The sequence below is a fragment of the Flavobacterium branchiophilum NBRC 15030 = ATCC 35035 genome (assembly GCF_002217205.1).
Classification (GTDB): domain Bacteria; phylum Bacteroidota; class Bacteroidia; order Flavobacteriales; family Flavobacteriaceae; genus Flavobacterium; species Flavobacterium branchiophilum.
In genome coordinates this window covers 1-8,471 of record NZ_MUGT01000166.1, presented here as the reverse complement: position 1 = coordinate 8,471, position 8,471 = coordinate 1, and the positions used below count along the sequence as shown (strand labels likewise).

8 protein-coding genes are annotated in these 8,471 nt (G+C 31.3%); 6 read left to right on the top strand and 2 right to left on the bottom strand.

Annotation, left to right across the window (positions count from 1 at the left end; genetic code table 11):
• Together B0A58_RS15065 and B0A58_RS15060 are read right to left on the bottom strand one after the other, a co-directional pair.
• Window positions 1–375, bottom strand: a 375-nt coding sequence (locus B0A58_RS15065; RefSeq protein ID WP_133063163.1) for a choice-of-anchor J domain-containing protein, incomplete at its 3' end; no start/stop codon positions are given.
• A gap of 160 nt (window positions 376–535) precedes the next feature.
• Window positions 536–1,432: a S66 peptidase family protein gene (locus B0A58_RS15060; protein ID WP_373863151.1), complete on the bottom strand. Its 897-nt coding sequence runs from the start codon at window positions 1,430–1,432 to the stop codon at window positions 536–538.
• A gap of 195 nt (window positions 1,433–1,627) precedes the next feature.
• Between B0A58_RS15060 and B0A58_RS15055 the strand changes: the two genes are divergently transcribed.
• From B0A58_RS15055 to B0A58_RS15025, 6 genes are all read left to right on the top strand, one after another.
• A complete protein-coding gene (locus tag B0A58_RS15055) occupies window positions 1,628–2,395 on the top strand; it encodes a UDP-2,3-diacylglucosamine diphosphatase (RefSeq protein WP_014083040.1) in 768 nt (255 codons plus the stop codon).
• A gap of 362 nt (window positions 2,396–2,757) precedes the next feature.
• A complete protein-coding gene (locus B0A58_RS15050; RefSeq protein WP_089081725.1) occupies window positions 2,758–3,888 on the top strand; it encodes an MFS transporter in 1,131 nt (376 codons plus the stop codon).
• 309 nt (window positions 3,889–4,197) lie between these two features.
• Entirely contained in the window at window positions 4,198–6,225 is a 2,028-nt protein-coding gene (locus tag B0A58_RS15040; protein ID WP_089081723.1) for an ATP-binding protein, read from the top strand.
• A 20-nt stretch (window positions 6,226–6,245) separates the two neighbouring features.
• Window positions 6,246–6,776, top strand: coding sequence for a Uma2 family endonuclease (locus tag B0A58_RS15035; protein ID WP_089081722.1), 531 nt, complete (start codon window positions 6,246–6,248; stop codon window positions 6,774–6,776).
• A gap of 183 nt (window positions 6,777–6,959) precedes the next feature.
• Window positions 6,960–7,685 (top strand): LytR/AlgR family response regulator transcription factor, encoded by a 726-nt coding sequence (locus tag B0A58_RS15030; RefSeq protein ID WP_089081721.1) that lies wholly within the window; start codon window positions 6,960–6,962, stop codon window positions 7,683–7,685.
• A gap of 137 nt (window positions 7,686–7,822) precedes the next feature.
• The coding region (locus B0A58_RS15025; protein ID WP_133063162.1) for a hypothetical protein at window positions 7,823–8,471 on the top strand (649 nt) is incomplete at its 3' end.

Below are 8,471 nucleotides of genomic sequence, written 5' to 3'. Positions count from 1 at the left end.
TTGGTACAGTGTACCTAAAATAGTAGAAGTAAAAGATCTAGTAAAAAACTTCAACTGACCATTTGCAGGAATCGTTACGGCAGGCGTAGCCAAATAGTCCTCGGAAGTGTTTCCAGCTCCAATGTTTTCTCTTGTCATATAAGCCGAATTGGTGCCAGCATAAACAAAAGGTGGAGTAGAAACCGAGCTGTTGATGTTCCAACGCTCTGCGGTACCCACTCCATTATCAAAAACGGCCCAGCTGCCTGTGCCTAAAGTCCAATTTGTAGCTGGTAAAGCATCAGGACCCGTGGTGTTTTCAAATCCTTCGAGGGCCATTTGTGAGTAGCCCAGCATCGAACTTAAAAACAATAATAATAAGGTAATTTTTTTCATAAAATGAAAATTAAAAGTTGATAAATAAATAATCATGTTATTTTTAACTTTCAAAACTAATGAAAATAAATTACATTTTTGTATATTTTTATAACATATTCACAAAAAAAAATTAAATTTTTTCATTTTATCGATAAAAAATGCTTTTCATCGACAACGATTATTCAAAACTCAATATAGAGCCTGAAACAGAGACATCGATACGTACGTTTTTACCTATAATCAAACATCTATTATCTTGAACATGCCCTGCTGGAAAGTTATACATAATGGGGATATGGTATTTTTGGGTTACATTATCTATAATTTCAAGGGCATTTTTTCCCCATGGAATTTCATTGTCTTTCATTTTAGTCATCCCACCAACAACAATACCTTTGAGGCTTTCCAAGCAACCGTTTCGTTTTAAATTCATTAACATTCTATCGATATGGTATAAATATTCGTCTAAATCTTCTATAAACAAAATTTTATCGGTACAATTAATGGCCGAATTAGAACCTAAAAGACTGTATAAAATAGATAAATTTCCGCCAACCAAAATTCCAGATGCTGTACCCAAACGGTTCATAGGGTGAGGTGGAATTTCGTAGGACAAAGTGTCGCCAAACAGAGTTTTTCTTAAAGATTCTTTTGCTTCTTCGGAGGCTCTTAAAGCACTTATAGGCATAATGCCGTGTATGGATTGAAAACCCAAAGTAGTCAAATGACTGTGCAAAACGGTTACATCGCTAAAACCAATTACCCATTTTGGATTTTTTTTAAATAAAGTAAAATCCAGTAAGTCTATCATTCTTACGGTTCCGTACCCTCCCCTAACACACCAAATGGCTTTGATGTTTGGATTGTCCATCATGGTTTGAAAATCTGCGGCCCGTTGTTCGTCTGTACCCGCTAATTGATTGACATCTAAGCCTATAGACGACCCAATTTTAACTTCCAACCCCCAGCAATGCAACAAATCGATAGCGGGTTGCAAATTGTCATCAATGTTTTTTCTGGCCGTTGCTACGATGGCAACGGTATCGCCTTTTTGTAAAAAATCAGGTGCTTTCATCATCTCTTGTGCTTGTAAACTTACTGTTATAAAATACACTAACAATAAGTAGCCTATTGAAGCTGTTTTTGGTGTTATATTTAAAATCATAAGCACAAATGTATAAAAAAGGATTGTTGAATCATAAAACTGTTTGTATTTTTGCAAAAAATAAGGAATCGTTATTAATGTTTTATTGAAATTCAAACGCAAAAAATGCAACTACAACCCAACAAAAAAATATATTTTGCCTCCGATCAGCATTTTGGAGCTCCAACACCCGAAGCCAGTTTTGAACGTGAACAACGATTTGTAGCTTGGTTGGATTGTATCCAAAAAGATGCTGAAGTATTATTTTTAGTGGGCGATTTATTCGATTTTTGGTTTGAATACCAAACAGTTGTACCAAAAGGTTTTGTAAGAGTTTTAGGCAAATTGGCATCGATGCGAGATGCTGGTATTACGATTTATTTTTTTGTTGGCAATCACGATCTTTGGATGTCGGATTATTTTGAAAAAGAATTGCAAATACCTGTTTTTCATGACAATATGGTATTTTCATTTAACAATAAATCGTTTTTGATTGGCCATGGCGATGGCAAGGGGCCAGGAGACAAAGGCTACAAAAGAATGAAAAAAATATTTACAAACCCATTATCTAAATGGCTTTTTAGATGGTTGCACCCAGATATTGGTGTAAAATTAGCCCAACATTTATCGGTAAAAAACAAAATGATTTCGGGTGTAGAAGACATTCATTTTTTAGGTGAAGACAAAGAATGGCTTATTTTATATGCTAAACAAAAACTGACAACTCAACACTACCACTACTTTGTTTTTGGACACCGACATTTGCCTATGCAGTTGCCATTACAACCCGATTCATTTTACATCAATTTGGGTGATTGGATTACCTATTTTACTTATGGTGTATTTGATGGTAGTGAATTTTCTATTCATAAATTTGAAAAAACGCAAAAATAAATTAGGTTTATTAGCAATTATTCAAATCATTTGCATTTTTGCTGTTTTATTTTAATGTAATTTTTTAAAACCGTATTTTTGTTGCTTCAATAACAACCATTTGAAATTGAAAAAAGTACAGGATTTGGATTTTCAAATCAAAAAAAATATGGCATGGCTTTTTGATTCATTTGGCTCTATTCTAATATGAACTGTCATTTGCGTTAGGGATAGCAGTGGAAATCCTTTTTTGAGGCTTTTTCTGCCTCAAAAAAGATTAGAACGGATAGCCCGACCCTTGGGGAACGCCCAAAACAAGCTTTGTGCAACGTGCTGTACTTATTAGAAACTAGCTTTTATTTTAACAAAATTCGTTTAACTATATGAAAATAAAACACACACAAATTGTTCCTTTTGCCTTGTTTCTAATTACCTTGGCGGTTAATATTTCGATGCCTTTGTTTCGGCCTTATGCCAAATTAGCTGGCTTATCCAATGGTCAGACTGCCTTGGTACTAGCAACTTACATTTTTGGTATGATACCCTGTTATGTTTTTTTAGGTGGTATTTCTGACCGATTGGGCAGAAAGCCTATACTATTGATCAGCTTGTTTTGTGCTTTGATATCTGATGTGATTATTACGCTATATCCGAATGTTTTTGCATTAATAGCCGCACGGTTTTTTCAGGGGGTTGCCCTTGGATTAAGCATGGGAACGGGTACTGCTTATTTGACAGAATTGTATTTAGACGACCCTCAAGCCACTTCAAAAGCAGCCAATGCCGCCTCGCTTTCTACTGCATTTGGTTTTAGTGGTGGTGCTTTTATGACGAGTATTGCATTGTTGATTTATTTTGATTATCAACCCATTACGTATTTTATAGCAATAACAATAACTGTTATAGGTTTGATTTTAGCCTTCAAACTACCCCATTTGAAACCCATTGGAGGTTCGATAATAAGGTTGCCTTATTTTCCAAAAGGCTATTTTCCTATCAATTTATCAATTGCCATTTGTTGGGCTACAACGGGAGTTGTAATTGCAATAGTTCCTTCAAAATTGGCCCAATTTGGTTATGCGGCTTATGCTGGATTTTGTTTGGTTCTCATCAATTGGACGGGGGCATTTTTACAAAAACTCATTCGCAAGCATTTTAGTTCCAAAATGAGTTTAAAAATTGGCTTTGGGATCATTCCGCTTGGGTTTGCCTTTGTAGTTTTGGGGTGCTATTTAGAAATGTTGCCAGTGGTTTTATTAGGCACCGCAATTATTGGCTCGGGAGCTTATGGTTTTAGTTATTTAGGAGGGCTGGCATTAATTGCAACACTTGGAGGAGTCCAGCGGGCAAGAGCTGTTTCGGGTTATATGCTGTTTGGCTATATTGGTTTTGGGATTCCAGCCATATTTTTGGGCTATTTGGCAGACATTTTTGGGATTGTACCCTCATTATTTGGTTTTGAAATCATCATCGTTTTATTGAGTTTATACCTTTATATTATTTTTGATAAATAAATACGGTATCCCTACTTTTTAGTTTTATTATTCTCCTTAAAAAAACCCATAAAAAAACTGCAAAAATTTTAGAAAAAGTGGTTTGTAATAAGTTAAATTTAATATTTAACTCAATATATTCATATATTGAGGTACAATTTATATTATATCGATAAATATTATTTTTATTAACAAAAAAAATATTAAATTGCCCATTTAATTTTTTACTTTTCTTGTTCAAAATCGAAATTTAGTAAAACAACTGTTGTACGGGCATACACTAAGTTGTTTGTTGTAAATAAATATTAATTTTTTAAATTGAAATACAAAATGAAATATCTAAAAATCTTACTGCTTTTTGTTAGTATTTGTGCTTTTGGGCAGAATAAAAAGATTGATAGTCTGAAGAGTGAATTGAAAAAAGATAAAACAGATAAATTTTTGGATTATAAAAATTTGACGAAAGAATTGTTGTTAATAAGAAATCTGCCTGAATACAAGAAAACAGTTTATGAATTGTACGATTATGCAGTTAGATCTAAAAAATTAGATTATATCGCAAGAGCTGAAGGTTTTATTGGTGCATATTATTGTTTAAATTCAGATTTTAAAAATGGACTTATAATTATTGGAAAAGCTTTAATAAAAGCTAAATTAAGTAAAAATAATCTAGCAATAGCAATGATTGAAACCAATTTAGGCAGTTTTTATTATTTTGACAATAATTACAAAAAAGCAATTTTTCATTTAAGCAATTCAACTATTATTTTAAAAAAGCTTCCATATGATGAAGAAATCCGTTCAGCTTTATTTCAAAATTATTCTCATCAGGGAACAACATTCGCTTTACTTGGTTTAGAGGATTTATCTACAAAAGCATTTATCAATTCAAAAAAATATATAAAAAAAGAAAGCATTATTGAAAATATACTACTAAAATCATCTGAAATAAATGCTTTAGAAGAAACAAAATCATATTTAAAACTTATTATAAAGGGTAAGGAATTTTTGAATTATATTAAAGACAAAAAAATTGAAAAAGATTATATTTTAGATGGATATTATACGATAGCAACTTCTTATTTAGAATTAAATCAAATTGTAGAAAGTGAAAAATACAGTGATAGTTTAGACTATAAATTAAACAAATTTTCTGGAATGGAAACCAAACGGATGATTTCTATTTTTGATTTCTTAAAAGGCAAAATATTTTTAAAAAAAGGTAATTTAAATGAAAGTGAAAAATACTTAAATAAAATAATTGTACTAAAAAATAAGGATAATATTTTATATGCAGATGCAAACAATTTAAAGGGAGAAATTTATGAAATACAAAAAAAAAACAATCTAGCATTAAATAATTATGAAATTGCATATAAGGAATTTTTAAATTTAGGAAATAAGCGAAAAACAATTAAAGTAGTCTTAAACATTATTGAATTATGCTTAAACAATAACCAATATACAAAGGTTAAAGAGTATTTACCAATTTACACCAAACTAAAAGACGAAATCTTCAACGAGCAGGTAGCCAAAAACATGACCGCTGCCGAAGTCAAATACGAAACCGAACTCAAAGAATCCAAAATCAAATCGCAACAACTCGAACTCGAAAAAGAAAAAACCAATAAATATATAGCTTTGACAACTATTGGTATTTTAATATTTTTATCTATAGGTGGCTTTTTATTTTACAGAAACAAACAAAAAGAAAAAGAACTTCAAACCCAAAACACTTTATTAAGTTTGCAACAAAACATCAACGGTATGGAGTTGCAAAACCTCAACCAACAACTCAATCCACACGAAATTAAAAACCTTTTAGCCAGTATTTCACCCGAAATTCAAGAGAAAGCTCCTGAAAGCTACAGAAAAATGCTCAAATTATTCAACATTACCAAAGCTAGTTTGAACAACCATTCTATAACGGATAGCATAGAAAACCAAGTGCAACAAATAGATGATTTTTTGAGTTTAGAAAAAAATATGTTAATAGAACCTTTGGAATATTCCATACATAATGATATTGAAGATCCGAATGTTCAAATTCCTAGGTTATTATTGAAAAACTTGGTCGAAAATAGCATCAAACACGGCATAAAAGGACAAGAAAAAGGAGGGAAAATTACAATTAATTTACAAAAGAAAGACCATTTTGTTTTGATAGAGGTTGATGATACGGGCAAAGGCAGAAAACAAGCCATTTCTTTGGACAGCGGCATTGGTACAAGTACCTATCAAAAGTTATTTGCAACGCTAAATCTTGTTAATAAAGCACAAGCCACTTTTGAAATAAAAGACAAGCAACAAGGTACAAAAGTAGAAGTAAAAATTCCGATGGATTATAAATATTCGTAAGTTTGCAAAAATAAGAAATCATGAAAACATCACATTTTGAACCACCAAGATATACTTATAACGATTATAAAAACTGGAAAGAAGATTGGGAGCTTGTTAATGGCTATCCCTATCAGTTGTTGCCATCTGCTTCTCCAAAACACAATTTGTCGATTATTAATTTCATAGTTCAAGGTAAAAATTCATTAAAACAAAATAATGATTGTAATTGTTTGCTTTTTTCTGAATTAGATTGGAAAATAAATGAAGAAAACGTTGTTAGACCAGACATGATGGTGGTTTGTGGTAAGACAGCTAATGATTATTTAGATTTTCCACCCATATTGATTTTAGAAATGATATCTCCATCATCTGTTAAAAACGACAGAGTAATTAAATTTGAAATTTACCGTGAACAAGGCGTGAAATATTATATAATGGGCGATTATAATAAACAGTCAATTGAAGTTTATGAATTAATTGACAATTTTTACAAACAAGTTGATAAACAAACGTTTCAATTGGATAAAAATTGTACTATTTCATTTGATTTTGATGAAATTTGGAAATAACTAGCTATGCCTTTTTTTAAATAGCTTATGAAATAAAAAACATTACTTTAAAAAAAATAGCACTGATTTCACAAACTAAAACTGATTAAAATTTTAAAATGAAATATTGTTAAACAATACGTGCTCATCTAAGAAATCTGGCTAAAAAACAACTATTTAAAATCTAAATGCAAATTCCAAATTATGAATTACAAATATATCATCGTAGAAGACAATCTTGGAAGTTTACAAAACTTGCAAGCAGCTTTAAAATCACATATTAATTTTAAAGAAATTGGGATTGCACATACGGTATCCAAAGGGATTTCATTGGCACTTACTTCAAAGCCACACATCATTTTTTTGGATGTAGAATTGGGCGAAGAAAAAGGATTTGATTTAATAAAAGAAATAAGGCAGTTTACGACAGAGATGCCATTTATTATCATGACGACCGATTTTGATAAATATGCTAAAAAAGCGGTCAATCTTGATGTATTATATTTTTTAGACAAACCCATAGATCCAGATGAACTTACTATTGCATTACATAAATTTGAGAAACGTTTTTTAGAAATACAAAACCACATTACCATAAAAAATGCCGAAGGTCATTTTTTTATGCAATTGGAAGAGATTTTATATATTAAATCGGACAATAATTGCTGTGTGATTTTTAAAAAAGACAATACACAAATGTTTGTTACCAAAACTCTCAAAGAAATGGAAACCATCTTGCCATTACCGTTTATTCGGGTTCATAAAAGTTATATAGTAAATACACAATTTATTCACATGATTAATACTGCCAAAAAAATGTTAATCATCAACACGCCTAACGACCCTAAAAGTAAGATTATTGAATTGTCTATTAGCGATTTATACATGGAAACCGTAAAACAAACCCTATTAGTTGCCAAAACAAACTAAATATTTTGCCCAACTCACTGGAATAAACACCCCATGGAGTACAAATTTTCCACAACTGACCATTTCTCACAAAACCCTTTGTTTGTCAAGGGTTTTTTTGTTTTAAATTTGAAACATAATTTATAAATCTATTTTTTATGAAAACAATTCTACTACTAAAAAAACTATTTATCATTCCGCTGCTGTTTTTGGTGCGGAGTGTTTGGGGGCAGGTGACTTATAGTCCGAGTCTACCTACTGGAACTTATACTAATTGCTCAACAACATCGGTTTCTAGTTCATCAACTACTTGCGGAATTGGTTATTTAGGCGGTTCATTTATGAAACTTAATGTAAATAGTATAAGTGGTAATACTATAAATTTTAGAATTGCATCTTGTAACACATCATTTCCTACAGGAACTACAATTTATTTGAAAGAACAAAGCGGAAGTAATAATGCTGTTACAGCTGTTTTATGCGGTAATAATTTTCCGTCTTCTGGAGTTTCTTTTAGTGGACAAAGCACTGTTATTTCATACGATGCCTCAGGCTTTACAAATGGAACAAAAAGATTTTTAGCTATTGCCATAACTGCTTCTGGAAGGTATTATTCTAATCCAATTGATATAACAGCAACTACTAGTATTGCACCAGCATTAAAATCAGAATCAAGCTGTTTTGTATTAGACAACACATCTATTAACGAAGGAGGTAATTTATCGGGTAATATTACTGTAAGAAATATTGGAAACTCAACCTATAATGGAACTGTTACAGTTTTTATTTTGTTTCAGCCCCTTAAAT